Source organism: Gorillibacterium timonense (assembly GCF_001457415.1).
GTDB classification, from domain to species: Bacteria; Bacillota; Bacilli; order Paenibacillales; family NBRC-103111; genus Gorillibacterium; species Gorillibacterium timonense.
Window position 1 is genome coordinate 57,442 of record NZ_LN881724.1, and the last position, 24,626, is coordinate 82,067.

At 56.6% G+C, this 24,626-nt stretch carries 23 protein-coding genes; 11 read left to right on the forward strand and 12 right to left on the reverse strand.

Annotated elements, in window-relative coordinates; genetic code table 11:
* Positions 1-203 precede the first annotated feature (203 nt).
* Both BN2684_RS13080 and BN2684_RS13085 read left to right on the forward strand, forming a co-directional pair.
* Positions 204-2,024 (forward strand): heparinase II/III family protein, encoded by a 1,821-nt coding sequence (locus tag BN2684_RS13080; RefSeq protein ID WP_234340238.1) that lies wholly within the window; start codon positions 204-206, stop codon positions 2,022-2,024.
* Between the two features lie 15 nt (positions 2,025-2,039).
* Entirely contained in the window at positions 2,040-3,197 is a 1,158-nt protein-coding gene (locus BN2684_RS13085) for a glycoside hydrolase family 88 protein (protein WP_058302630.1), read from the forward strand.
* 134 nt (positions 3,198-3,331) lie between these two features.
* Here BN2684_RS13085 and kduD read toward each other — a convergent pair whose 3' ends face one another.
* The 3 genes from kduD to kduI all read right to left on the reverse strand — a co-directional run bounded on the left by kduD (position 3,332) and on the right by kduI (position 5,842).
* Entirely contained in the window at positions 3,332-4,087 is a 756-nt protein-coding gene (gene kduD / locus BN2684_RS13090) for a 2-dehydro-3-deoxy-D-gluconate 5-dehydrogenase KduD (RefSeq protein WP_058302631.1), read from the reverse strand.
* 129 nt (positions 4,088-4,216) lie between these two features.
* Positions 4,217-4,975, reverse strand: a complete 759-nt coding sequence (locus tag BN2684_RS13095; RefSeq protein WP_058302632.1) for a DeoR/GlpR family DNA-binding transcription regulator — start codon at positions 4,973-4,975, stop codon at positions 4,217-4,219.
* A gap of 33 nt (positions 4,976-5,008) precedes the next feature.
* Entirely contained in the window at positions 5,009-5,842 is an 834-nt protein-coding gene (gene kduI, locus BN2684_RS13100) for a 5-dehydro-4-deoxy-D-glucuronate isomerase (protein WP_058302633.1), read from the reverse strand.
* Positions 5,843-5,964: 122 nt separating this feature from the next.
* Between kduI and BN2684_RS13105 the strand changes: the two genes are divergently transcribed.
* Together BN2684_RS13105 and BN2684_RS13110 are read left to right on the forward strand one after the other, a co-directional pair.
* Positions 5,965-7,881 (forward strand): hypothetical protein, encoded by a 1,917-nt coding sequence (locus BN2684_RS13105; RefSeq protein ID WP_058302634.1) that lies wholly within the window; start codon positions 5,965-5,967, stop codon positions 7,879-7,881.
* A gap of 348 nt (positions 7,882-8,229) precedes the next feature.
* A complete protein-coding gene (locus BN2684_RS13110; protein WP_058302635.1) occupies positions 8,230-9,276 on the forward strand; it encodes a LacI family DNA-binding transcriptional regulator in 1,047 nt (348 codons plus the stop codon).
* Positions 9,277-9,500: 224 nt separating this feature from the next.
* On the opposite strand, the gene BN2684_RS13115 is transcribed toward BN2684_RS13110, so the two are convergent.
* Together BN2684_RS13115 and BN2684_RS13120 are read right to left on the reverse strand one after the other, a co-directional pair.
* Positions 9,501-9,884 (reverse strand): RidA family protein, encoded by a 384-nt coding sequence (locus tag BN2684_RS13115; RefSeq protein WP_058302636.1) that lies wholly within the window; start codon positions 9,882-9,884, stop codon positions 9,501-9,503.
* 136 nt (positions 9,885-10,020) lie between these two features.
* Positions 10,021-10,971 carry a sugar kinase gene (locus tag BN2684_RS13120; RefSeq protein ID WP_058302637.1) on the reverse strand — a complete coding sequence of 317 codons (951 nt, stop codon included), beginning with the start codon at positions 10,969-10,971 and terminating at the stop codon, positions 10,021-10,023.
* Positions 10,972-11,229: 258 nt separating this feature from the next.
* Between BN2684_RS13120 and BN2684_RS13125 the strand changes: the two genes are divergently transcribed.
* Positions 11,230-11,868 carry a bifunctional 2-keto-4-hydroxyglutarate aldolase/2-keto-3-deoxy-6-phosphogluconate aldolase gene (locus BN2684_RS13125; RefSeq protein ID WP_058302638.1) on the forward strand — a complete coding sequence of 213 codons (639 nt, stop codon included), beginning with the start codon at positions 11,230-11,232 and terminating at the stop codon, positions 11,866-11,868.
* Positions 11,869-12,068: 200 nt separating this feature from the next.
* On the opposite strand, the gene BN2684_RS13130 is transcribed toward BN2684_RS13125, so the two are convergent.
* The 7 genes from BN2684_RS13130 to BN2684_RS13160 all read right to left on the reverse strand — a co-directional run bounded on the left by BN2684_RS13130 (position 12,069) and on the right by BN2684_RS13160 (position 18,504).
* Positions 12,069-13,592 (reverse strand): sensor histidine kinase, encoded by a 1,524-nt coding sequence (locus BN2684_RS13130; RefSeq protein WP_058302639.1) that lies wholly within the window; start codon positions 13,590-13,592, stop codon positions 12,069-12,071.
* Positions 13,571-14,266 carry a response regulator transcription factor gene (locus tag BN2684_RS13135; protein WP_262360925.1) on the reverse strand — a complete coding sequence of 232 codons (696 nt, stop codon included), beginning with the start codon at positions 14,264-14,266 and terminating at the stop codon, positions 13,571-13,573. The genes BN2684_RS13130 and BN2684_RS13135 overlap by 22 nt, the downstream gene beginning before the upstream one ends.
* Before the next feature lie 32 nt (positions 14,267-14,298).
* Entirely contained in the window at positions 14,299-15,066 is a 768-nt protein-coding gene (locus BN2684_RS13140; RefSeq protein ID WP_058302641.1) for an ABC transporter permease, read from the reverse strand.
* 34 nt (positions 15,067-15,100) lie between these two features.
* Positions 15,101-15,928 (reverse strand): ABC transporter permease, encoded by an 828-nt coding sequence (locus BN2684_RS13145; protein WP_058302642.1) that lies wholly within the window; start codon positions 15,926-15,928, stop codon positions 15,101-15,103.
* On the reverse strand, positions 15,925-16,653 hold the full coding sequence (locus BN2684_RS13150; RefSeq protein WP_058302643.1) for an ABC transporter ATP-binding protein: 729 nt from the start codon (positions 16,651-16,653) through the stop codon (positions 15,925-15,927). The genes BN2684_RS13145 and BN2684_RS13150 overlap by 4 nt, the downstream gene beginning before the upstream one ends.
* A gap of 214 nt (positions 16,654-16,867) precedes the next feature.
* Positions 16,868-18,070, reverse strand: coding sequence for an MFS transporter (locus BN2684_RS13155; protein ID WP_234340239.1), 1,203 nt, complete (start codon positions 18,068-18,070; stop codon positions 16,868-16,870).
* Positions 18,071-18,075: 5 nt separating this feature from the next.
* Complete coding sequence (locus BN2684_RS13160) at positions 18,076-18,504, reverse strand: MarR family winged helix-turn-helix transcriptional regulator (protein ID WP_058302645.1); 429 nt, start codon at positions 18,502-18,504, stop codon at positions 18,076-18,078.
* A 304-nt stretch (positions 18,505-18,808) separates the two neighbouring features.
* Here BN2684_RS13160 and BN2684_RS13165 point away from each other — a divergent pair, with 304 nt between their 5' ends.
* From BN2684_RS13165 to BN2684_RS13190, 6 genes are all read left to right on the forward strand, one after another.
* Complete coding sequence (locus BN2684_RS13165) at positions 18,809-19,573, forward strand: MerR family transcriptional regulator (RefSeq protein WP_058302646.1); 765 nt, start codon at positions 18,809-18,811, stop codon at positions 19,571-19,573.
* Positions 19,574-20,021: 448 nt separating this feature from the next.
* Positions 20,022-21,056 carry an NADH:flavin oxidoreductase/NADH oxidase gene (locus tag BN2684_RS13170; protein ID WP_058302647.1) on the forward strand — a complete coding sequence of 345 codons (1,035 nt, stop codon included), beginning with the start codon at positions 20,022-20,024 and terminating at the stop codon, positions 21,054-21,056.
* A 17-nt stretch (positions 21,057-21,073) separates the two neighbouring features.
* The gene (locus BN2684_RS13175) at positions 21,074-21,532 is read left to right on the forward strand and encodes a MarR family winged helix-turn-helix transcriptional regulator (RefSeq protein ID WP_058302648.1); all 459 of its coding nucleotides are present in this window, start codon (positions 21,074-21,076) and stop codon (positions 21,530-21,532) included.
* A gap of 273 nt (positions 21,533-21,805) precedes the next feature.
* Positions 21,806-22,432 carry a TetR/AcrR family transcriptional regulator gene (locus tag BN2684_RS13180; protein ID WP_058302649.1) on the forward strand — a complete coding sequence of 209 codons (627 nt, stop codon included), beginning with the start codon at positions 21,806-21,808 and terminating at the stop codon, positions 22,430-22,432.
* 156 nt (positions 22,433-22,588) lie between these two features.
* Positions 22,589-23,473: a GNAT family N-acetyltransferase gene (locus BN2684_RS13185; protein WP_082651956.1), complete on the forward strand. Its 885-nt coding sequence runs from the start codon at positions 22,589-22,591 to the stop codon at positions 23,471-23,473.
* Positions 23,474-23,523: 50 nt separating this feature from the next.
* Positions 23,524-24,603 carry a M42 family metallopeptidase gene (locus BN2684_RS13190; RefSeq protein ID WP_058302651.1) on the forward strand — a complete coding sequence of 360 codons (1,080 nt, stop codon included), beginning with the start codon at positions 23,524-23,526 and terminating at the stop codon, positions 24,601-24,603.
* Positions 24,604-24,626 lie beyond the last annotated feature (23 nt).

Sequence of the window (24,626 nt, forward strand, 5' to 3'; positions counted from 1 at the left end):
CTATCAGGAGGGTCGGAGCGTTGGTGTCTTGTCCGAATTCGGGACTTGTGTAGAAAAGCCGACGATTCCGGTAATTCCCTTATTCGTCATGATGGGAAAAGCAGGGATTCCGGCTTTGGCGGTCGAAGTTTATGAGGGAAAGAGGCATTTGAGAATGCCTCTGCAGAAAAATGTTCACGTGTTCAAAAGAGGAGATGAACGAAGTGGCATCAACGGACAGCAAGAATAGCTTGATTGGAGAGATTGTGGGGAGGATGGAACCGCCGGGCCTTCATCTGTACGCCTCCGAGTCGGATTGGGAAGCCTTCTGGAACGCTTTCCGGCAGGAGGAGGCGTATCGGCTCGACAGGGAAGAGGTGCTGTCAGAAGGAAAACGGCTGCTGGGTTCCTCCATTCCGGAGCTGACCTATTCGCTCTTCGCCATCTTTGCGAAGAAGGGATCGCGGCGCGAGTATGAGCAAGCTTATTTCGAGCGTAGGAGGAGGCTCAATACCTTCGCCATCCTTTCCCTCTGGATGCCGGATCATGCTGAGTACGAAGCGGCGCTCATGGACAGCCTATGGGCGGTCTGCAGCGAATTGACCTGGTGCCTGCCCGCCCATCTCGGGCCGGATGATTCTGCATCCGCTTCCATCGACCTCTTTGCGGCGGAAACCGGCTTTACCTTGGCCGAAATGAGCGTGCTGTTCGGCACACGGATTCCGCCGATCTTACACCGCCGCATGACCGAGCTCGTGGATGAGCGGCTGTTCCGGCCGTTCTTAATGAGCGGACCGTTCTTCTGGGAGCAGGTCGAGCACAATTGGTCGGCGGTATGCGCAGGTTCCGTCGGAGCGGCTGCCCTGCTGCTGCTGAAGGACGAGGAACGGCTCGCGGCGATCCTGCGGAAGACCGAAAGCAGCATGGAAGCCTACTTGCGCGGGTTCGGGCCGGACGGCGCTTGCCTCGAGGGATTGGGGTACTGGAATTACGGTTTCGGCTATTTCGTATATTACGCCGATCTGCTGCAGAAGCGCAGCGGCGGGGCGCTGGATTGGTTCCGGCTAGAGAAGGTGAGAGCCATCGCCACCTTCCAACAGAAGTGCTTTCTCGGGGGAGACGCTGTAGTAAACTTCTCCGACGCGAAGCCTCATGCCAGCGTTCATCTTGGTCTTTCCCGCTATCTGGCTAGTCGATATGAGGATGTGCAGGCTCCACCAACGGCTCTTCGGGCCGATTTCCGGGAGGACCATTGCAGCCGCTGGGCGTCCGCCTTCCGCAATCTTCTGTGGCGGGATCGGGCCGCAGGCGGGCGAGACTGGGGACCAGGCAGCTTCTATCTGCAGGATGCAGGATGGTTGATATCCCGGGTAAATGGCGAAGCAGGTATGGTTGGCTTTGCCGCCAAGGGGGGAAACAATGCCGAGCCGCACAATCACAACGATTTGGGGCAGTTTATCCTGACAGCACGCGGAGAGGTTTTCTTATCGGACCTCGGGAGCGGCGAGTACACCAAGGACTATTTCCGCGAAGGGCGCTACAGCTACGCGTGCAACGGATCGCAGGGACATTCCGTGCCTGTACTCAATGGCGGCTTCCAGAAGGCGGGAGCAGAGCATGCTGCCGAAGTTACGGAAGCAGTGATCGGACCGCAAGAAGACCGGTTTGCCGTGGAGCTGAAGAAGGCGTACGCCTGCGAAGGACTGGACTCGCTCAAGAGGCAGTGGGTCTGGACCAAAGCGGAGTGGCCGCAGCTTGAGCTCACGGACGAATACATCTTTACGGACGTTCCGGAGAATATCACAGAGCGGTTTGTGTCGCGGCTGCTTCCTGTCGGCGGTGATGGTGTCTATCGCCTAGCCGGGAAGAACGGGTTGACTCTGACGATCCAATACGATCCCGAGGCTTTCCTTCCCGAGGTCACCGAGCTGACCTACCGAGATCATCATGCACAGGATGCGATTTGGTACACGCTGGATTTCCATGCCCGGAGGCCGGAAGCTCGCTTCCGCGCCAGCTTCCGATTTCGCTACCACGAGCAATAAGAAGGAGGATCGGCCGTGACGGATCAACAGCAGACAAGCGCCCCGTTTGGGAAAGGCGAATGGGTGAACGAAGCATGGAATCAGGCGTTAGCCAAAACGCTGCGGAATGCGAAGAGAATCGGTTCGGGATTTCCGCATGCAAGCAGCGAAGGAGTCTATGATCTCGCGGAGCCGGAGTGGTGGACGGCGGGCTTTTGGCCGGGGATGCTGTGGCTTCTTTACCAGGGGAGCGGCGAAGAGGATCTGAAGCGGCTCGCCTGCGAATGCGAGAGGAAGCTCGACCGCGTGCTGGATGCGTATGTGCGTCTGGATCACGATCTCGGCTTTATGTGGACGCTGACGAGCGTGGCCTCGTATAAGCTCACGGGAGATGAGACCTCTCGAACGAGGGCGCTCAAGGCTGCCAACTATTTGGCGGCTCGGTTTAACCTGAAGGGCGGATTCATCCGCGCGTGGAATCCCTGGTACGAAGGGGACAGCAATGCGGGGCTCGCCATCATCGACTGCTGCATGAACGTTCCGCTGCTGTTCTGGGCTTCCCGGACGAGCGGCGATCCTCGTTATGCCCATATAGCCGAAGCGCATATGGACACGGTGGTGAAGCATTTTGTCCGCAGCGACGGTTCCGCGTATCACATCGTTACCTTCGATCCGGTGACGGGGGAACGAATCGGGGGACTTGGAGGGCAGGGCTATGCGCCAGAATCCGCATGGTCGCGCGGTACGTCCTGGGCGATCTACGGGCTGACGCTGGCTTATCATCATACGGGCAAGTCCGACTATTTGTACGCCGCACAGCGGGTCGCGAATTTCTTCCTGAGCCGCTTGTCGGAAGATCATGTACCCGCTTGGGACTTCCGGGCACCCCTCGAACTGCAAGCCCTCCGTGATTCTTCCGCCGGTGCTTGCGCCGCAAGCGGGCTGCTCTTGCTCGCGGAGAAGGTCGGAGCGGAAGACGGGGCTGTCTACCGGACGAGCGCCGAGCGTATCTTAAAATCGCTGTATGAATCGTATGGCGCATGGGAGGACCCGAACGAGGAGGGACTGGTGTTGCACGGGACCAGCCACTACCCCGAACAGCGAAATCTGGACGTTCCCTTGATCTATGGCGATTACTTTTTCGTAGAGGGGCTTGCCCGTTTGAAGAACGGCGGGCCGTTCTTCTGGGAATAAGGAGTAACTAAAAATAGGGCGATCAACCGGAACGAAAAGCACGGAGTGGTGACAAGCGGCTCTCATAAATGAAAAACAGGCCAGACCGGGTATTTCCGGTCTGGCCTGTTCGCGCAAAACTGCCCAACTGCCTGTTATCGCGCCATCCAGCCGCCATCCACGCAGAGAACGTGGCCGTTCACATAATCCGATGCGGCCGAAGCCAGGAAGACAGCCGGTCCTTTGACATCCTCGAGGGTTCCCCAGCGGCCGGCTGGAATCCGATCGGTGATGGACCGGGTGCGGTCTTCGTCGGAGCGGATCGGTGCGGTATTGTCAGTGGACATATATCCCGGAGCGATGCCGTTCACGTTGATTCCTGAAGCGGCCCATTCGTTGGCAAACGCTTTGGTCAGCCCGGCGATTCCGTGCTTGCTGGCGGTATACCCCGGCACATTGATGCCGCCTTGATAGGAGAGCATCGAGCAGATGTTGATCATTTTGCCTGAGCCGCGTTCCAGCATGTGTCTCCCGGCGATCTGCGACAGCAGGAAGGCGGTGCTCAGGTTCAGGTTGATCACGTCAAACCAATCCTGAGCGCTGTGGTCCTTGGCAGGGGCGCGGCGGATGATCCCTGCGTTGTTCACGAGAATATCGATGTGGCCGGTCAACTTGAGCGACTCGTCAAAGATGGCTTTCAGCTTGCTGTGGTCGCTCAAATCAGCCTCGATGCCAAGGGCCTTCACTCCGAAGGCTTCCGCTTCATGAACGGTTTCATCGCTGGAAGTGAGCGAAACGGATACGACATCGGCTCCCGCTTCGGCGAGCGCAAGTGCAATTCCTTGACCGAGCCCACGGGCGCTTCCGGTGATTAGGGCGGTTTTGCCTTTCAAATCGAACATATGGGACATGGAATAATCTCCTTTGTGTAAGTGGAATGGCAAGCCAGTGCGGTTTCGATGGCAGACTTCAGGAGTCGCCACGCATGTTGAATTGCCGTTTAGTCGCTCTGCTGCTCTACCGCTCGCCAGGAGAGTCGATCAGCCGCAATCAACCGCCGCTCCGGCTTCACGGAAGGCTTCCGCCGTTTCGGTGGGAAGTCCGCTGTCCGTCAGGATCAGCTCCACATCGGACAGCTTGGCGAAGGTGCGAAGCGCCGTCCGGCCGAATTTGTGGTGATCGGCAACGGCGTAGACATGGCGCGCGGTTCGGACGAGCGCTTGCTTGTATTCAAGAGAATCGGTTGTATAGACAGATAGTCCGTGCTCGGGATGAATGGCAGTGGCCGAGACGAAGGCTTTCTTCAGGTTCAAGTGAGAGATGTAAGCGACAGCTTCCGGTCCGGTCAGGATGTTGCGTACGCGATAACCTCCCGGCACAACGAGACGGATGTTGTTCTTTGGAATCAGCTCGCGGATGATGTGCAGATCATTGGTGACAACGGTGAGCGGCAGATGGCCGATCGCTCGGGCGATGGCGAGCGTGGTACTGCCTCCGTCCAGGGCGATGATGTCGTCCGGTTCCAGAAGTGCACAAGCACGGACGGCGATCTCCGCCTTTTCGTCGGAATGGGTGGCGAGCGGCTGCGCTTGTGTCGGAAGGATACCGAGCTGATCGCTCTGGGCGAGCACGGCTCCGCCATGCACTCGGAGAATGAGCCCGCGCTCTTCGAGCTGGCTCAGATCTTCTCGGATGGTTTTGCCTGTGACTCCCAGCTTTTCACTCAGTTCGTTGACTGTAATCTCCTTCTGATTCAAAAGAACTTCCATGATCTTCTCATGTCGTCGGATCGGATTCATCGGGTACCTCTGCTTTCGCGGCGTAGTTTCCCTCTATTTTAGCAAGTTCATGGGAACGGGGTCCATATCGTCGTAGCGAATATTGTCGCCTGCCATGCTCCAGATGAAGGTATAATGGCTCGTTCCGACCCCGCTGTGGATCGACCAGCTCGGAGAAATGACAGCTTGCTCGTTATGCATGATAAGATGGCGGGTTTCCGTTGGCTCTCCCATGAGATGAACGACGAGTGCGTCTTCCGGAAGCTCAAAGTAAAAATACGCCTCCATCCGCCGGGGATGGGTGTGGGAGGGCATTGTATTCCACATATTTCCGGGCTTCAATTGGGTGAGTCCCATGACGAGCTGGCAGCTCTGAACACCGTTCGCGTGGATCAACCGGTGAATGGATCGTTCATTGGAGCTTACAATCGATCCAAGTTTCGCCGATTCAGAAGTTTCCAGGGTCGCTTTCACCGTCGGGTACTCTTTGTGGGCAGGAGCAGAATTCAGATAAAATTTCGCTGGATTCGCGCTGTTCGTGCTGAGGAATTTCACTTCCTTCGTTCCTTTACCGACATACAGGCATTCCTTCAAGCCGAGGTCGTAGGAATTTCCGTCCGCGACAACCATCCCCGGCCCGCCTACGTTGATGATGCCAAGCTCGCGGCGCTCCAGGAAGGATCCGACTCCAAGCTCCTTCAGATTGGTGGTCAGAACCACTTCTCCGGCAACCGGCATAGCCCCGCCGACGATCATCCGGTCTTCGTGGGTGAGAACGAGCTTCAGCTCGTCTTTGGCGAAGATCACCGGAACGTGAAACTCCTTATACAATCGCTCGGTATCGAACTGCTTGACCTCATTTGGATGGGAAGCAAAGCGCCTTTCCATGATTACATTCTCCTTTGGGCTGTGGTATGTTCATATACGTACATAATAAACGTTCATATAGTTCATATCAAGTTTAAATGAACATAACAATGTTCGCAATTGATCAAAGCGGAGGGTGAATCATGAACCAATTCGATCCGAAATCAACCGGAACCGCCAGCAGACAGCTTGAAATTGTCCGTAGAATAGCAGAAAAGGCGCATTCTCTTCCTCTCTTGGAGGGAGGCTTGTGGTTTCACGATGACATTCGCAACAATTTTTACTATGCCTCTTATCTATTTGCCGCTGCGGCAGATTCGTCTCTACCGGTTTCTTTTGATCGGGAAAAGGCAGCGGAACTGGCGCAGCGCGTGCTTCGGGAAATTCTGCTGCTGCAAAATACCGACGCCGACTCTCCGCTATACAGCCACTGGCCGCTCTGGCTTGAGGCCACTCCCCGCGAAGCGCCGGCTCACGTGCTGCCAGTCGAAATCATGGGCAGTCTGATGCTTTACTTCCGCCATCGGTACGGAGAAAGGCTGGACTCCGATGTGCGAGAGCGGTTCGATGCTGCACTCAGGCATGTGTACCGGGGCGGCTTCTACCGGAAGCCGCTTGCGAATTACAACCACCATGAAGCCAAGTACACGGCGGCGAAGCTCATCTTCGGGCGCTATTATCAGGATCGGGAGCTGATGAAGGATGGCCGCGAGAGCCTGAAGAGTCAGCTCCAGCATCTCCGCAGCCACGGCATGGAGGAGTACGGAGCGCTGCCCTGGTTCTGGCATTGGGTTCAAGCCTTCACCTGTGCGCTGGAGCTGACGGAGGCTTGGGAACGGGAGGCTTCCGGGAAGCAGTCGGACGAGGTGATGATAAACAAGGAATCGTGCGAGAAGAAGGCTTCATCCTCTGGGCAAATGGGGTGTGCGATTGATAAGACCCCAACCCCCACCTCTACCGGAAACGACGGGGGCGGGACAGTTGATTCGGAGGTTCAGGAGCTGCTAGCTGACCTTAAGGAGACGCTGGACCTTCTGTGGCGAATCCGAGCGGAGGTCTATCTGCGCGGAGCCTGGGTGGGTGCCCATTCTCGTGGCTGGCCCCATGATGTGCCGCGGGACGCGAATGTGCTGCATGACTACGTTCAGTTTGGCGACTTCCCCCTGCCGGAGGAGATGCCTCGGACCGAATATGCCGGCTTCCTGTTCTATGCGGCGCCTGTGGATGCGGTCGAGATGGCGTTGCGCCGAACCTATCCAACAGAAGTGAAGAAACGCATTGTCCCGCTGCGTGCTCAAGAAGATTGGCACTCTTATGCGTATATTACCGAAGAGTATGCGGCGGGGGGGTTATGGGAGCGGGTGGAGGAATTCGACAATGAGCAGCTCCGCTGGGCCTTCACCCTGCCGGTGCAGGAGGATGGAGGGGGGAACCGGTTGTACTTTTTCCACCCGGGCGGCGGTTATCGGGAAGGAGATCCGCGGCATCAGAGCGGGCGGATGGAGGTACTCTATCACCGCAGCGTGATTGCCGCGTTGTTTCCAAGAGCAGTGTTGGGGCAAGCGGCGGAGGGACCCGATTATGCCGTGGGCATCCTGCCCAAGGGGATATGGCTGCAGAGGCGGCAAGCTTTGTTCGGACTGTGCGGCTCCGTGTTTTTTGCGGTATACCTGTCCGGGAGCTACGACTTGACGGAGCGGAAGGAATACTTGGAAGTTAAGCTCGAAGGGCTTCCGGGCGGAGTCGTCATGGAGGCCGTTTCCACTAGAGAAGCGGCAGCGCTAGGAATGGAGAGTCTAGACGCCTTTGCCGCGAAAATGGAATTGGAAGCACCGGAATTTGTGGCGGACGCCTGCCAGACGATCTGTTACCGCAATCTACAGAGCGAGGAAATCGTCCTCTCTGTTGGTAAAGCAGGAGACGGGGAGGACGGGAAGGATGGGGAGGAAAACGAGAGCCGCGAATATGCGAATGTTCCTTTTAATGCCGAGAAGAATTGCCATAAATCAGGCGCTTTCTTGAATGGCGAGCGGCTCACCTGGGAAGGGTACTCAATTTGACTTGCTGCACCGATTCCTAGACACCGGAGACGGTGGATTGCACTTGAAAAGTTAGGCTTGGGAGACGGAGCACGAGTGGAGGAAGACAACGGGTAGGTTTTAGAGACGGAGGACGTGTGAAGGAAGACGGCGGTAAGCTTGAGTGATGGGAAGGAGTGGAGGGGGAACGCGAAACGGTGGACGGGGTTTGATTGTAGGATCGGTCCAAGTGGAGGGGGGCGGTGTCTAAACAAGCGAAAAAGGGGCGTGCGTTCGCGGAATGGTTCATTTTCGAAATATCCGGTATACTTTACCCTAAACAAGGACGCTGCGAAAGCGGCATCGGAAAGAAGACGCGAACCAAAGCCTATGAAAAAATGGACCATCGACGACGTCGCCAAGAAGGCAGGCGTCTCCAAAAGCACCGTATCCCAATACCTCAATCAGCGCTATGAGTACATGAGCGAAGCGACCCGCAAGCGGATTGCCGAAGTGGTGGACGAGCTGGACTACAAGCCGAACGGGATTGCTCGCAGCCTGAAGCAGAACCGCACCCACACGATCGGCATCCTGGTGGCCGATATCCGGTATACCTTGTCCATCGAATGCATCCGCGCCATTGAGAGGGAGCTGCAGCGCCGCGGAAATCAGGTGATGATCTGCAATGCCGACGAGAACCCGGACAACGAAAGTCGGTATATCGAGACGCTGCTGGCAAGAAAGGTGGATGGGCTGATCGTGTTCCCAACCGGCCACCGCCACGGCACCTACAAGCGGCTTCTCGAATGGAAGATTCCCTTCGTCTTTCTAGATCGCCTGGTGGAGGGTGTCTCCGCTCACAGCTTGCTGCTGGACAACGAGCTTGCCGCCAAAATTGCGGTGGACGAGCTGGTCGGCATGGGGCATTCGCGGATCGGCATGCTGTCTCTGCCGCAAGGATCTCAGGCCATCACTCCGCGCAAGGAACGCTTGAGCGGCTTCAAGAGGGCCATGGAAGAAGCGGGGCTTCCGGTGCGAGAAGCCTATTTAGGCAGCGCTCCGAAGGAAGAAATCGGTGCTGAGCTGGAGCGAATGTTCTCCCTGCCTGAGCCGCCTACCGCGATGCTCGCCTCCAACGACCTCGTGCTGGCCGAAATCCTTAAGGCGGCGAACCGGCTGAAGCTTGCCATCCCGGAGGAGCTGTCGCTGATCGGGATCGACGAAGCGGATTTTGCCGCGATCTACAATCCGACCATCACGACGATCCGCCAACCGGCCAACGAAATGGGAACCCAAGCCGTCAAAACCATTCTTGCCAGCATAGAAGGAGCCGACGTCGGCGTTCCGATCACGTACCGATTTCCTCCCGAGCTCATACGGGGCAGGTCCGTGAAGGATCGGCGAATGGACGGCTCGCTTTCGATCGATCGCGATTGAGCAAACCCTCCGTTCGATTGACGGAAAAGGGGCCGATTTTCTCATGCTCGACGTTTTATGAAATCTCATCATGATGATTCTTGCGTAAAAAAGCGACGCTTCCAATCCCCTTTAGCGGGGGATGGAAGCGTCGCTTTTGTCATGAATAGAGTTCCGTGCTTTAGGAACCTCTTACAAGATTGGCGCTATTATACCGATGTCGGAGCATATTTGGTTCCTGTTCATCAATCCAGGATAGCCTCTGCCTCGATTTCGACCAGCAGCAGCGGATCGATGAGCGCTTTGACCTCCACCATTGTCGCGACCGGTTGAATGTCGCGGAATACTTCTCCATGGGCTCTTCCGATTTCTTCCCACTTGCTGATGTCGGTCACGAACATTCGGGTCCGAACGACATGAGTGACGTCCGCTCCCAGCTCGTTCAGGGCCTGCCGAATCACCTGCAAAATATACTTCGTCTGCTCATAGGGATCGCCGGGGCCGATAACCTCTCCGTCCTTCATGGCGGTCGTTCCGGCCACTTCGATCCGATTCCCCACACGAATGGCTCGACAATAGCCAACCGTGGACTCCCACGGCGAGCCGGTGAATACCTGTTTTCTGGTCAAGCGGCTCTCTCCCCTTCCGTGCACCGCATTTACTAGTACGCTATCAGCGTACTAGACCCATTATAAGAGACGAGTCGCGTCGGGGAAAGACAGGCTGCAAGAAACGGGAGAAACGTCGCACCTAACGAATGGGGCCTCAGATTCCTTTTGCGAAAAAATGCTCCAGTTGCGGCCGGGTAGGCAGCCCGTCCATGTCTCCGGGGGACATGACAGCCAGGGCTCCCATTGCATTTCCGCGCCGGACTGCTTCCGGGATGCCAAGATTCTCAAGCATGCCGCTGATAACCCCGGTTGCGAAGGCATCGCCCGCTCCGACCGTATCCACAACGTGCTTGACCTTGAACCCGGGGACAACGCCTTCATCGGTACGCGTTTTGTAGTAGGCCCCCTCAGGGCCAAGCTTGACGACGACAAGTGAAACGCCTAACTCCAGGTAGAAATCGGCGATATTCTCCGGATTGTCGCTGCCGGTTAGAACAGCGCCTTCGCTGATGCCCGGGAAGAACCAGTCGCAGTGCGCCGCAAGTTCGTTGATGGTGCGAACCATCGTGTCCTTATCCGACCACAGCACCGGTCGGAGATTCGGGTCGAAGGAGACGGTTTTGCCCTGCTTTTTCATAAATTCCATGGCATGGAATGTGAATTCTCGAGTAGACGCGGACAAGGCCGCCGATATGCTGGTTGCATGCAGATGGCCAGCGCTGCCGAAATAAGCCTCGTCGAAATCCGCGACGCTCAAGGCGGAGGCGGCGGAATTTTTACGGAAATATTCGACCTTCGGGTCTCCGTTCACCACCTTCGATTTCATCAGGATGCCGGTGGGCTGCTCCTCGCTGAAGCTTACGCAGCTTGTGTCGATGGCCTCCTTGTTCTGAGCGTTCAGAATGAATGTCGCCAGATGGTCTTTGCCGAGCTTGGTCACATAGCCAGTCCGATGACCGAGACGACTAAGTCCGACGGCCACATTGCTCTCCGCTCCCGCAATCGCCCGGGTAAACGAAGTCACTTCATGCAGCTCGCCAACCTCATTCGCATAAAACATCGCCATCGGCTCTCCGAAGGTTACGGCAGCCAACGTCTTGGACATGATGATTTCCTCCTCTAGGGGTAACCGGAACTAAATCGAACGTAACACATAAATCGGTTTTGTTCAATAAACATTTTGATGGATAAGGTTTTTATGAGAAAAAACAAAGAAATCAGTGAGAAGTTATTGACGCCAAGCAACGTTTATGAGTACTATTTGATCGTGAAGAACATAAATATTTACTAAACTTTATGAATGCAATGAGGATATCATTCAGGAAGAGAAGCCATATAGATCCGTACAGGAGGAATCATCCCCATGAAGAAGCTGAAAGTGTTGCAAAGCCTGACCTCGAACGGAGTGGTCGCCGTCATACGCGCGGATCATCCGGAGGACGCTTACAAAATGTCCAAGGCCTGCATCGAAGGGGGGCTTACGACCATCGAAGTCACCTTTACGACTCCCGGTGCGGATGAAGCGATCCGCCGCCTTGTCGCTGATTATGGCGACCGTGCGCTGATCGGGGCCGGTACGGTGCTCGATCCGGTTACGGCCCGGATTGCCCTGCTTGCGGGAGCCGAATTCGTCGTCAGCCCCTCTCTCGACGAAGAGACAGCGAAGATGTGCAGCCTGTACGGAATTCCCTACATGCCGGGGGTACTGACTCTGGGCGAGGCCAAGGAAGCGCTCAAGCTGGGTGTGGATGTCTTGAAGCTATTCCCCGGCAGCGCGTTCGGACCGGACTTCGTGAAGGCCATCAAGGGACCGATGCCGTATCTCAACATCATGCCTACCGGTGGAGTCGATTTGGCGAACATGGAGCAATGGCTGAAGGCCGGCTGCCTGGCTGTCGGAATCGGCGGCAATCTGACTGCTCCGGCCAAGCAGGGGCGCTACGATGAGATCACCAGGCTCGCCGCCGAGTATGTGGCGAAGTTCAAGGAACTGCGCGGCTAACGCGTAGGGGATGGCTGCAGTAAGGAAGAACGGCGTGAGTTACCCTTATGTCCTCCAGATACCAGAGCAAACGAATAACAGAAACGGGAGCTGTCGCAAGAAGGCGACAACTCCCGTTTTTTCGTTTCGGCTGTACTTGCCATCATCTTGCAGGCTTGCAGAGACTTGCAGAGACATGTAGGCGCGGACCCGAAGACCTGTTAGCGGTGGCTTCCGCCGTCATTCGGCAGCTCCGCAACCCAAAAGCGCAGCCAGGCGCCGCCCTCCGGATGATTGGAGGCTTCAATGCCGCCGCCATGCTTCTGCAGAAGGGTGCGGACGAGGTAGAGCCCGAGCCCCGAATGGCCTTTCTCCTCCGAACCGGAGCCGGACCGCGCCGGATCTCCCCGATAGAACAGGCGAAACAGGCTGTGAAGATCCTCGGGAGTGAAGCCGGGACCGCTGTCACGCAGCGCCGCTTCCACAAGCCCTTCCTTCACCTGGACGCGCAGAGTCAACTGCCCGCCTTCCGGCGTGAAGCGAATGCCGTTGGCTGCGAGGTTGTCGAGCACCTGCTCCATGCGGCGGGCATCCAGCCGGAAATCCGCCTCTGGATTCCGGCGAAGATCACTGTACGCGTAGAGGAAGCTCTGCTGCTTGCCTGCTGCGAGCAGGCGATATTCCTCCGCCTTCTGGGCGAAGAAGGGCTCCAGGCGGACGGGCTCCGGGGATAGAGTAAACCCTTCCCGCTGAAGCTCGGTTGCTTGATTCATCTCCGTAATGAGTCGGATCGCCCGTTCCGTATTGTGGCGAATGACGTGGAGATAGCGGTCCAGCCGCTCCGACGGAACGCTTCTGCCGCCGTCCAGGCTGTCGAGCAGCCCGTCCGCGTGGCCGAGCACGATGGTGAGCGGCGTCCGCAGATCGTGGGCGATGGCCGCAGCCATATCATGCCGCTCCTGATTGGAGCGCCATTCGCGGCTGAGCGACTCCATCAAGGCCCCGCGCATCCGCTCGAAGGCCGCTCCAAGCTCGCTCAGCTCCTTCGCGCCGTTCACGGGCCGGAGCGTGAAATCGAGGTCCTGCTGCTCGATCCGGCTGGCGGCTTCAATCAGATAGGCCACCTCCGGCTGAATCCGCCGCCGCAGCTTTCGGCCGAAATGGATCGTAAAGAACGCCAACCATACGAACGGCACCGTCAGGTTGCCGAGTATGAACAGTTGGACGAGCAGAGGCCGGTCCGCATTGGCGGAGGCGAGGCTGAGTCGGTAATTCAGCAGCAGAGCGGCTTTCAGCATATGCTCCCCGTCCTGGATCGGATAGTAGCGCAGAAAGGACCCGTTGCTCGTCTGCTCCACCGTGTTCATCTTTTTAAGCAGGACACCGCCATCCGGCACGAGTCGATCCTTCAAGGTTCCATAGAGAGGCTCACCCGAGAGAGAAACCACCTGATAGAGGATTCCCTCCTCCGGGATCACACGCTCTAAGCCTTGCCGGGATTCGGGCTTTAGCAGCTCGGCCCGCTGGCCGTCCACGTATGAGTAGATAGCAGGAAGACGCTGTTCATAGGAGTTGGCCGGGTGCGGGAAGCCCAAATCGGCCGCGAAGACATAGACCACGCTTAGCACCCAGGTGAGGAGGGAGGCGGCGATGGTGCAGAAGAGGGTCAGGAGCGAGATGGAACGAAATTGTTGATGAAGCGATTGCCGGTTCAGCCAGCGGTTCAAGTACGATGATTTTGCCATTTGTATCCGATTCCCCAGACGGTTGCGATGGATTCGACGCCCGAGCCGCACTTGACCAGCTTGGCGCGGATGTTCTTGACATGCTCGGTCACGGTGGCGGAGTCGCCTTCGGCTTCGAAGCCCCAGACCTTCTCATAGATTTGCTCCCGGGAGAAGACCTGCCCGGCATGTAGAGCCAACAGCTGGACGATCTCGAACTCACGGAGCGTGAGCGGAACCTCCCGGTCTCGGTAGTAGAGCGCGAGGCTGTTCAAATCCACCGTGAGATCGCCGTCATGCAGCAGGGTCCGGCTCTCCTCCCGGCGGGCTCGCTGCTCCCGGCGCAGATGAGCCATGATTCGCGCCTTCAGCTCGCGAAGGCTGAACGGCTTCACCAGATAATCATCTCCGCCAGCGGCAAGCCCTTGAATGCGGTCAATTTCGGTATGACGGGCGCTCAGAAACAGAATCGGGCACAGTGCGCGGTCGCGGATGGCCCGGCACACGTCCAGGCCGTTCAAGCCGGGCATCATTACGTCGAGCAAGATAAGATCGGGCTTCTTTTCCAGTAGGGCGAAGACAGCCTCGCCGTTATCCGCCGTCATCACCTCGTACCCGTCATCGGTCAGCGCGTCGCGAATAAACGCAATCATATCGGGCTCGTCGTCGACAAGCAGGATACGTTCCTTTGGCAAGGTTGTCCCCTCCTTCATCCGTTTGAATGGGCTTAATGCGTCCAGTCCCGTCTGCGCCAGACGAGCAGGACGCCGCCATAGGCAATCATAACACAGGCTGCTGATATCCAGAGCATGCCGCTGCCCGCAAGCCCTCCGAGCAGGCGGAAGATGGCATCCGAGGAACTCATCAGAAAAGCGAACGAGTCCGACAGGTAGAGCGCGCCGATCAGAACGCAGACCGTCCCGGCGTATGCGAGAATTGGATGCGGCATCACCGTCGAGATGAGGGCGGCAAGGCCGAGAACAGCGAGAAAGACCAAGTATGCGATCAGATAGAATAGCGCGGAATAAGCGAGCGCACCACCGGGTCCAAAGGCGGAAGTACCGAGGAATGATGTGGTGTCGGCTTCCGGCAGAGCCATGCGGCCGAAGAGGGTCCCAACCATGAAGGTGATGGCGGTAAGTCCGCCGAGCAGAAGACCCTGAACAAGCCATTTCGCAGTGATCAGGCGCAGATGCGAGACGGGACGCAGCAGCGTCATTCTCAAGGCGCCCGACGTATACTCGCCGTTAAAGCTGTCTGCGGCAAGCATCGGGATGAGGATGAAGTTCAGGAAGAGAGACAGCTCCCGCAGCAGGAAGGGAGCCACGTTCAAGGCGTTCATCGGGGTGGAGCGAATTTGATCATACATCGCCACTCCCATCGATTTTAAGAACAAGCATTCAAAGGCAAGCGCAAGCAGGTAGAGCACGAGCACCGTTTTCGTTTTGGTCCGGGCCATCATGCGCTGCCATTCGCATTTCATCAGTCTGAGCATCATTAGGTCTCCTTTCAAGGGGAGGACAGCCGGACTAAATCCAGCGATCCCTTTTGGTAAAAACCAGATAGGCGCCGGTTCCGAACAGCAGCAGATATCCTGCCAGGACGGTGCACATCCAGCCCGCATAACGCGGCGAATCGGCGAGCAAGAAGACGATCCCTTGCCACTGGATCATCGGCAGCGAAGCAAAATACAGCCGGAAAAACAACGTCTGGTCGATGACGGCGGCAAAATAGCTGAGCAGCTGAGGACCGAGGAGCGACAGCAGCAGGAAGCCGATGCCAAGCCCCATCGCGGCCGTTACCGAGCGGCTGATCACTGCGAAGAACAGCAGGACGGCGGTCATCGCTAGAAGGGTAAGCAGCCCGATGCCGTAGAACTGCAGGGCGTAGAGCAGCCCCTTGCCGTAGTGAACCGTCCCCTCGCGGTAAAAGAGCGCAAACGCATCGGCATGAGGGAGGAGCAGATACCCAAAGAGCGTGCTCCACAGCAGGTACCACAGGCAGAGGACGGCGGCGGCAGCGGCAAGCGTCAGCGCCTTGGCAGCGATGATCTGCCCGAAGGTGTAAGCCCGCTGCATCACCATCCGAAGAGCCCCGCTGCGATATTCATCCGTCACCACGTAAGCGGCGAGGACAATCATCGCCAGGTTGAACACGGTGAGCAGCATTTCCTCGAAGCCGAGCACGCTGAAGTTGCCGGCGACGGCATACTGCGGCAGCGCCGGATCGGTTCCGGCGTTCGCCTTTCGCATGTAGCCTGCGGCGGCATAGGCGGCCACCGGCAAAGCGGCGAGCATGAGCAGGAAGATCCGGTGTCGCCAGAGTCGGATCCATTCGCTGTGAACGAGTCTTCTCATCGCGTCATCAGCTCCACGAAGGCGTCCTCCAGGCTTTCGTTTCCTTGGCGCAGCTCCTGCGTCTTGCCCTTCCAGACCAGCTTGCCTTCCTTCATCAGCACCACATGCGGGCAAATTTTCTGAATCTCATCCAGCAGATGGCTGGAGATGAGGAAGGTCAGCCCCTCGGTCTCATGGAGCTTCAAGATCAGCTCCCTCAGCTCGCGGATGCCCATCGGGTCGAGGCCGTTCGCCGGCTCGTCGAGGATGATCAGCTCGGGCTGGCCGAGAATCGCCTGGGCAATGCCGAGGCGCTGCTTCATGCCGAGCGAGTACGTACCGACCCGGTCGTTCTCCCGCCCCTCCAGTCCGACCGTCGCGATCACTTCGCGGACGCGTTCCTTTTGCCTCGCTGGGGACAGGCTCGGGTCGAGTCGGGCAAGATTAAGCAGGTTGCCGCTTCCGGTCAGGTAAGGGAAGAAGATCGGCGATTCGACGATGGCTCCGAGCTTCGCCAACGCTTCAGGTCGTCTTGTTCGAACGTCGGTTCCAGCTATGGCGATCGAGCCGGCCGTCGGGTGGATCAATCCGGTGATCATGCGGATGAGCGTTGTTTTGCCCGCCCCGTTCGGGCCGAGCAAGCCGCAGATTTGTCCTTTTTCCACGGTAAAGCTCATGTCGTTCACCAGCTTGCGGCTGCGGACCGCCTTTGTGACTCCTTTTACGTCCAGTATGGGGTTCATCATGCAGGTTCATCTCCTTCTGAAACGAGGATAACGCGCAATTCTCAAGAAACCATAAAGTCAGTGAATCTACGCATAAGGAGGAGGAAGCAAAAAAAGCTTCCCCGATCTCCCATGCAGGAGTCGAGAAAGCTTAGTTGGCAATCGAAAGAGACGGAAGACGCTGAGCCGCCGGCATTCATTGAACCTTGGTTTGCAGCGCGGCGTCTGAGGCGCTTTACACGGTCTGAGAGCGAAGCAGCTCCTTGTCGCGCTTGCCGTGTAAGGGGTGGTAGAGCAGCGCTCCCAAGAGAATGACGGCCACGATGGACAAGAAGAGTCCTCGGTACCCGACAATCGGAACCAAGTAGCCAAGAACGAAGGGACCGAGACCGATGCCCAGATCGAGGAAAATGAAATAGGTCGAGTTGGCAAGTCCCATCCGATGGTGAGGCGTCACTTTCAGCGCCAGCGATTGGGTGCAGGACTGAAGGTTGCCGTAGCCAAGCCCGATGAATACCGCGGCGGCAAGAATGACGAAGCCGGAATGGGCCTGGCTGAACAGCAACATGCCGACAGCGAACGCTGCGAAGGCGGGATAAGTGATCACATTGCCTCCCCTGCGGTCAAGAAGCTTCCCGGTTACCGGACGAGACAGCAAGGCGGATAGGGCATAGACGAGAAAGAAGAAGCTGCTGGCATCCACCAGATCGATCTCGGCGGCATATACCGTAAGGAAGGAAAGCACGCCCGAATAGCAAAAGCCGATCACGAGCGTAACGAGGGCGATCGGCAGCGCCCGTACCTCTAGGTAGTCGGACAGACGAAACCGAGATTTGCTCTTCTCGGCTCCTTCCTCGGCCTGTGATTTGAGCGGAGAAGGGGAGTTCACCAGGAAGGCGGCAGCCAGACTCAAGATTCCCACCGCCAGAGAGAAGAGGAAGATGCTGCGGAAGCCGTAAGCATGGGCGAGAGCGATCCCGATGAACGGGCCGATGGCTGTTGCCAGGACGCTGCTCAAGCTGAAATAGCCGATTCCTTCCCCGTTGCGAGCACGCGGAATGACCTGGGCCACGATGGTGCCGGTGGCGGTCGTCGACATGCCGACACCAATTCCGTGCAGCAGCCGAATGATCATCAGCTGTTCGAGGTTCGTTTGCACCAGGTAGAAGAAGATAAAGACAACGGTCAACAGAATGCTGCAGATCAGCATTCGTTTGCTGCCGATGGCGTTGATCTGCTTGCCGGCGAACAGGCGGCCGATCAACGAACCGATGACAAAGATGCTTGCGACGAGTCCCGCCATGCTGGTCGATGCGTGATAGTGTTGCTTGGCGTAAGGAGCCATTTGGACGAGCAGCAGATACATGGACAGCCACAGGACGAAGTTAACGATAGTGATCGAGAGAAAATCTTTCGTCCATAAACGTTCTTTTTCCATTTCGTTCATCCTTTTCCGTTTGTGATGTTCTTGGTGATCGTATTTAGAATTCGAGCAACGAGCCGTTGCTCTTCCTCGGGAATGTCGCGAACAAGCTCTTGCTGATACAGATCCAACTTTTCTTGCACCTGTTGGCAGATGTCGTTCCCTTTGTCCGTCAATTGAATGATTTTCACACGCTTGTCGTCTCCGCTGATTGCTTCGATGAAGCCGAGCTCATGGAGCCTTTGCAGCATCTTGGTCACGGTAGGCCGCTCTACATATTGGTGCTCGGAGATATCGCCGGCGGTTTGCGGACCTGTTCGGTGAAGAAAGTAGAGGATGGACCAGAGAGGACTGGTGAGGTTCATCGGAGCGAGCAACGTATTCAACTCATTCAAATAAGGGCGATAGAGGGAAAGAAACGAGGTGAACAGCTGCTTTTGCGGTGTCATGCTCGCATTCTCCTTCGACTATTAGTTAGTGAAACTAATCAAAAGTATACTTGGCTAAAGCAAGAAAGTCCAGCGGCAAACAAGGATTTATTTTCTGAACATGCGATGGCCATGCACTATTTGTGGCGAAATGGCCTTTTTCCATTTGCCGAGGAGGACAAACTTAACCAAATGGAGTAAGGGCTCAACATAGAAAATCGCGCATGACCGAAAGTGGGACCTTAGTAGAGGGGCAACCTATTTTTTTTGCTTGACCTTTCCGTTACGTGAAGGTTTATGCTGATTTTGTCAGGGGGATATGCTTATGGAATACACGATTCAGAAGCTCGGCCGGATGGCGGGCATCAGCACGAGAACCTTGCGGTATTACGATGAAGTCGGACTCCTCAAGCCGGCGAGGATCAACTCATCGGGTTACCGGATGTACGGGAGGGAAGAGGTGGATCTGCTGCAGCAGATTCTCTTCTACCGGGAGCTGGGGCTCAGCCTGGAAGCCATCCGCGAGCTCGTGCATTCACCGTCCTTCGACGGACCGTCCGCCCTGCGGGAGCATCGGGACAACCTGCTGGTTAAGCGGCAGCAGCTCGATTGGCTTATCGCCAATGTGGAGAAAACGCTGAAAGCAGCGGAAGGGAGAATCAAGATGAACGATTCGGATAAATTTGATGGCTTCAAAAAAGAGAAGCTGGAAGAGAACGAACGGAAGTACGGCCGTGAAGTCCGTGAAAAATACGGGGAAGAAGCGGTTGAGAAATCGAATCGGCAGTGGATGAACATGACCGAACAGCAGTATACCGAGCTTCAGGAGATCGAGCAAGAGATGTTTAACGCTCTGGAGGAGGGAATGGCGAGCGGTGATCCCGCAAGCGAACCCGCGCAGCGGGCGGCGGAGCTGCACCGCAAATGGATAACGGCTCACTGGGGCCACTATTCCTCGGAAGCTCATGCCGGCGTGGCCCAGATGTATGTGGCTGACGAGCGTTTTACTGCCTATTACGATAAGCGGAAGCCGGGGCTTGCCCAGTTCCTGCGCGATGCGGTTCTTGTCTATACGGCCAACCAAGGCTAACGCCAAGGGGTGTAATCGCAGCAGCGAGCTGTGTTTTACGAGAGTACTTGAGAAACAGGGAGCTGTGTTTGGTCGATCGCGCATTCGCGCTCGCAGATACCGGTGACATAGGTGTTAGGCATGAGGAACGCTTCGAGGCTCTGGCTTCAGGCGTTCTTTCATTTCACGTTTAGGTCAGCCGAGCCTGTGTGAAATGTTCGAGACGGAGCCGAGTGCGGGGTGTTAAGGGACCGGAACGCTACATCGAGGCTCAGATTTGGGTGGACGAGCCCTTAAAGGTATGGAATAAGAATGGGGGCAGCTTCATCCGGGAAGGCTAACAAACGTAGAGTTGGGGTCATAAACGAACGGGAGTTGACTCCGGTAGTTGAGTGAATTATAATACATGCATGAGCATGCATTTAATAATTCGAACGCTCAATCTTGACAAAGAGAAGGAGAGAGGTACATGCTGGATTTGTTTACGCCTTATAAGCTGAAGGGATTGGAATTGAAAAATCGGGTCGTGCTGCCGCCGATGTGCCAATACTCGGTGCCGGCTAAGGACGGAATCGCCACGGAATGGCACTATCTGCATTATGTCAGCCGCGCGATTGGCGGAACGGGACTGATCATCATTGAAATGACCGATGTCGAGCCGGACGGCCGAATCTCTGATTATGATCTCGGTCTGTGGTCCGACGAACAGATCCCGGCGCTCGCCCGTATCGTCGATGCTTGCCATTCCTATGGTGCGAAGGTCGGCATCCAGATCGGGCACGCGGGGCGCAAGGCCGAAGACGCGCCGGTTCCGGTTGCGCCGTCGCCGGTTCCGTTCGACGAGAACTCCAAGACACCGCATGAGCTGTCCACCGAAGAGGTAAAGGCGATGGTGGAGAAGTATCGCCTTGCCGTACGCCGCGCTGTGAAAGCCGGGTTCGATACGATCGAGCTGCACGGCGCTCACGGCTATCTGATCCATCAATTCCACTCGCCGCTCACCAACCGCCGTACCGACGAATACGGCAAGGATCGTACCTTGTTCGGGGTGGAGGTCATTCGGGCGGCGAAGGAAGAAATTCCGGCCGATATGCCGCTTATCCTCCGTATCTCCGCTCAGGAGTATGTTGATGGCGGATATGGCATCCGCGAGAGCGTTGAATTCAGCAAGGCTTACCGGGATGCGGGTGTCGACATCTTTCACGTGAGCTCCGGCGGCGAAGGCCCCATCGGTGCGGGCGGACGTCCCGGCACCCATGCTGCCTATCAAGTGCCGCTGGCTCGGCAGATCAAGGAAGGACTTGGCGTGCCGGTTATCGCTGTCGGCCGTCTCGAAGATCCTGCTCTGGCCAATGCGTTGATCGGCAACGATGACGCCGATATGGTCGCCGTCGGGCGGGGGATGCTGAAGGATGCTTACTGGACGTTGAGAGCAGCGGAAGAGCTGCGCAAGGAGACGGCCATTCCGAAACCATACGAAAGAGGCTTTGCCATCAAGAGGTAACGCCATCAGGAGGTACCATGAGTCAAGAAACGAACGGGATGATGGAAGGCTGGCTGGCGCTAACCCAGATTCAGCTGAGTGTGGCGGCAAAGCTGGAGCAGGAGCTGCAGAGCAAGCATAATTGGTCGTTAAACGACTTCTATCTGCTGTATTTTCTGTCTGTCGCACCGGACAAAAAGCTGCGTCTCCAGCAGCTCGAAACCATGATCGGCCTCAGCCAGAGCGCCGTCTCCCGGCTCGTCAGCCGCTTCGAAGCGCGGGGCTGCGGAGCGCTGCGCCGCCACGTCTGCGAAGAAGACCGCAGAAGCGTGTACACTGCTCTGACAGAGATCGGGGAAGCGGAAGTGGCTGCCGCCTATGATACCTTTATCCGCGTCCTCCGGGAGTCGCTGCCGGAACGCGAGCTTGAAGCGGCTGTGGAGACGATGCTGGCCGTGAATGCTCCTGCATCCGAAGCTAATGTTTCTGGTGATTAACAAGAGAAGCTCCGCTCCGTCAACTAGCATACCGGACGAATAACAAAGGATGGCTCCCGTCAGGGATGCCATCCTTTGTTTGGAATGGATATAATTACCTGCTCCGCGGGTGGAAGGATCCAGAAGCCGCGGACGGGGAGAGAATGAGCGCGGTTGATTTGTGCAGGCTTGCTTGAATACCCCTAAGGAACCGCGGCATTGTACGAATGAAGTCAATCTGTTATCGTGAGCAGAGACAGCAGAAGGATGAAATTCGCTAACGGAGTGTGGAGGATGTCGCCGGTCGTATCCGATTCCCATAAAAAACAAAAGAAGCAGGTGATTCTGCGGAACGCCCTCTATTGCTTTGCAAGAAAGGGGTACCAGCAGACCACCATCGATGATATAGCCGCTCAAGCGGGGCTGAGCAAAGGCGCGATCTATCATTATTTCCGATCGAAGGAAGAAATCTATTTTGAGGTCGTAAACGAGAATACAGCCGGATTGAACTCGAAGCTTGCGGAGGAGTTGGAGCCGATTTCGAACGCTCTCGATAAGCTGGCACATCTCTTCGATACCTATCTGAGCAACAGCCATCTGGACCCGGATGTGAAGGACTTGTTTCAGGTCTATTACGAATTCCGCCTGCAGTCGTGCAGGGATGAAGCGATCGCAGGTTATTTCCGCAACCGGCGAGGGGGACGGATGCTGCCTTTGGTGGAGGAGATTGTGCGAGGAGGCCAGACAAAAGGGGAGATCCGCAGGGATCGGGATGCCACGGTAGCGGCTCAAACCTTCTGGGCATTGATCGACGGTGCCTCGATCTCGATCGTGACCGATGATGGTTTTCCTTATCAGGAAACGCTTATGCAGATGAAGTCTATGTTTCTAATGGATCTTGCCCCTGCGGCGGCAAACTAAACCGATGGGCTCGCCCCTCTTCCGAAAGGAGGAGGGGCTTATTTTGTTATAGTGATCTTTTCCATGGCGAGCTCTTGCAAAACGAATTGGAATGTGGTTAACTCTAAATAAACTGACTAGTCGGTATTTATTATCAAGGCATGGGGTGAATCCACAATGGAGATCAGGCGAATGGAGGGCTGCTCGCTGGCCGACGCTGTTGAGGCTTGGAATGCGGGATTTACCGGTTATTATTTCAATGCGGCAACCACGGCGGATGCGATGCTGAGAAGAATGGTTCAGGAGGAATTGTCTCCGCACTTGTCCTTGATCGCCTACCATGAAGCTCGGCCTGTCGGAATTGTGCTTGGGGGAGTTCGCCTTATCACCAATCGGAAGGTCGGCTGGAACGGGGGCACAGGCGTTGCTCCCGATCTGCGCGGCAAGGGGACGGGTAAGCTGCTGATGGAAGCTCATCTGGACATTTTACGCGAAGAAGGGGCGGAATCCGCCACTCTGGAAGCGATTCTTGCCAATGACCGGGCCATCTCTTTGTATCAAAAGGTCGGGTATCGCGTGATCGACGAACTGGAGCATCTCAGCCTGAAGGGAAAAGCCCAGTTGTCCATCTCAGCTCCGTTGTCCTTCGAATACCGGATCGAGCGCCTTTCTCCCGATCGCATTGACTCCATCCCTTTCTATAAATCGGGAAACCCTTGGCAAACCCATTGGCAAAGCGCAAGGGAGGGAGAAGCAATCGTTGTCTTCAACGGAGCCGGAGCTCCTGTCGGTTATGCCTATTCCAAACGAGTCTACACGCCGGAAGGGCGTCATGAATCGACGGTCATGCACCAATGTGAGACGGCGTTGACGGATGTGGAGGGGGAACGGGTCATCCGGATTTTACTGGATGCGGTATTCGGGCGATTTGAGGATGATATCAACCGGGTGATTCCGAATGTGCCGAAGAAGGCTTCCGCCATGACGGGAATGGTTTTGAAAAAAATGGGATTTGAAACGGTGGCTGAACAAGTTCAGATGGTGAAGGATTTGGCAGGTTAATCATCCGGCTTGAGTTAAGCCGGTTGAGGGATATCCAGAGGGAGGGACTTATGGACAAAGTAACGGAACAGATGAAGAAGCTGACGGAATTGGACGGTATTTCAGGAGATGAGAGAGAAGTAGGCCGGGAATTGGAAAACCTGCTCGCTCCTCATGCCGATGAAGTGGTACGGGATCGGCTTGGGAGCGTGTTCGGGAAGAAAGCGGGGAAGGTGTCGGGACCGAAGATTTTGCTCGCAGGCCACCTCGATGAAGTAGGGTTCATGGTCACGCAGATCACGGAAGGCGGATATCTCCGTTTTACACCGGTCGGAGGCTGGTGGTCGCATAATCTGCTCTCCCAGAGGGTTGCCGTCCGGACGGAGCAAGGGAAGCTTCTGGGCTTGATCGGCTCCAAAGCGCCTCATCTTCTTACAAACGAGGAAAGAGCAAAAGTGATTCTGCTGAAGGAGCTGTTTGTAGACATCGGGGCGTCGAGTCGGGCGGAGGCGGAAGAAATGGGAGTGCGGGTAGGAGATCCCGTGAGCCCCGTATCGGAGTTTACGACTCTGCGAAACGGAGAGCTCTGGATGGGGAAAGCCCTGGACAACCGGGCAGGCTGTCTGCTCGCTGCCGAGGTGCTCCGACGCTTGAGCGAGGAAGGTATTTCTCATCCGAATGAAGTCTACGCAGGGGGAACGGTGCAGGAGGAGGTCGGGCTGCGCGGAGCGGCGACGGCGGCCCGGATGATCGAACCGGATATCGCCTTTGCCCTCGATGTTTGCACCTCCTACGATACACCGGGAATGGAAAGCTACGCGGGATCCTGCGGCATTGGCAAAGGTCCTGTCCTCTCTGTTCTGGATTCTACGATGATCGCCCATCGCGGACTCCTCAAGCTGGTCACCGACACGGCGAAGGAATTGAGCATTCCGCTGCAGTTCGAGACGTCCATGGCGGGGGGAACGGACGCAGGCCGCTTCCACATCAATGGCGCTGGATGCCCTTCGCTTGCGCTCGGCTTTGCTGTTCGGTACCTTCACAGCCATAATTCGGTTATGGCCAAACAGGACTTTGAGCAAGCAGCTGATCTGATGGTGGCGGTCATTCGCAAGCTGGATCGCACCGCAGTGGAGGCCATTCTTCGATGAACGCTCTTCTGAGGTTTTATTCC

Coding starts and splice junctions, on each gene's coding strand:
- BN2684_RS13110 (WP_058302635.1), top strand. CDS start 8,230: ATGAAAAAATGGACCATCGACGACGTCGCCAAGAAGGCAGGCGTCTCC.
- BN2684_RS13095 (WP_058302632.1), bottom strand. CDS start 4,975: ATGAATCCGATCCGACGACATGAGAAGATCATGGAAGTTCTTTTGAAT.
- BN2684_RS13105 (WP_058302634.1), top strand. CDS start 5,965: ATGAACCAATTCGATCCGAAATCAACCGGAACCGCCAGCAGACAGCTT.
- BN2684_RS13190 (WP_058302651.1), top strand. CDS start 23,524: ATGGACAAAGTAACGGAACAGATGAAGAAGCTGACGGAATTGGACGGT.
- BN2684_RS13185 (WP_082651956.1), top strand. CDS start 22,589: ATGGAGATCAGGCGAATGGAGGGCTGCTCGCTGGCCGACGCTGTTGAG.
- BN2684_RS13155 (WP_234340239.1), bottom strand. CDS start 18,070: ATGGAAAAAGAACGTTTATGGACGAAAGATTTTCTCTCGATCACTATC.
- BN2684_RS13130 (WP_058302639.1), bottom strand. CDS start 13,592: ATGGCAAAATCATCGTACTTGAACCGCTGGCTGAACCGGCAATCGCTT.
- BN2684_RS13165 (WP_058302646.1), top strand. CDS start 18,809: ATGGAATACACGATTCAGAAGCTCGGCCGGATGGCGGGCATCAGCACG.
- kduI (WP_058302633.1), bottom strand. CDS start 5,842: ATGGAAAGGCGCTTTGCTTCCCATCCAAATGAGGTCAAGCAGTTCGAT.
- kduD (WP_058302631.1), bottom strand. CDS start 4,087: ATGTCCCATATGTTCGATTTGAAAGGCAAAACCGCCCTAATCACCGGA.
- BN2684_RS13140 (WP_058302641.1), bottom strand. CDS start 15,066: ATGCTCAGACTGATGAAATGCGAATGGCAGCGCATGATGGCCCGGACC.
- BN2684_RS13170 (WP_058302647.1), top strand. CDS start 20,022: ATGCTGGATTTGTTTACGCCTTATAAGCTGAAGGGATTGGAATTGAAA.
- BN2684_RS13150 (WP_058302643.1), bottom strand. CDS start 16,653: ATGATGAACCCCATACTGGACGTAAAAGGAGTCACAAAGGCGGTCCGC.
- BN2684_RS13120 (WP_058302637.1), bottom strand. CDS start 10,971: ATGTCCAAGACGTTGGCTGCCGTAACCTTCGGAGAGCCGATGGCGATG.
- BN2684_RS13145 (WP_058302642.1), bottom strand. CDS start 15,928: ATGAGAAGACTCGTTCACAGCGAATGGATCCGACTCTGGCGACACCGG.
- BN2684_RS13175 (WP_058302648.1), top strand. CDS start 21,074: ATGAGTCAAGAAACGAACGGGATGATGGAAGGCTGGCTGGCGCTAACC.
- BN2684_RS13125 (WP_058302638.1), top strand. CDS start 11,230: ATGAAGAAGCTGAAAGTGTTGCAAAGCCTGACCTCGAACGGAGTGGTC.
- BN2684_RS13180 (WP_058302649.1), top strand. CDS start 21,806: ATGTCGCCGGTCGTATCCGATTCCCATAAAAAACAAAAGAAGCAGGTG.
- BN2684_RS13160 (WP_058302645.1), bottom strand. CDS start 18,504: ATGACACCGCAAAAGCAGCTGTTCACCTCGTTTCTTTCCCTCTATCGC.